The organism is Psychrobacter proteolyticus, assembly GCF_038155145.1.
GTDB lineage: Bacteria > Pseudomonadota > Gammaproteobacteria > Pseudomonadales > Moraxellaceae > Psychrobacter > Psychrobacter proteolyticus_B.
The window spans coordinates 1-225 of the sequence record NZ_JBAKAY010000109.1 but is presented as its reverse complement, the minus strand read 5'-3'; the positions used below and the strand labels follow the sequence as shown (position 1 = coordinate 225).

Genomic DNA, 225 nt, shown 5'->3' with positions numbered 1-225 from the left:
TTTTTCTTTTGGCGCTCTTGTAGATATTTGGCCTACTTACCAGCTGTAGTCGTTTTACCTGCTCCTTGCAGTCCTGCTAGCAATTAGACAACGGGTGGTTTGCCTGTCATCTCTAACTGCTGATTGTCACTGCCCATCATTTCGGTCAGCTCGTCGTGTACGATTTTGACAAAGGCTTGAGCTGGCGCTAACTCTTTTAGCACCTCAGCACCAAGCGCTTGTTCT

At 47.6% G+C, this 225-nt stretch carries 1 pseudogene; it reads right to left on the bottom strand.

Annotated features, from left to right (window positions below):
- Positions 1-35: 35 nt before the first annotated feature.
- Positions 36-225: pseudogene (locus tag V6252_RS13170) on the bottom strand (signal recognition particle protein); the annotation flags it as partial.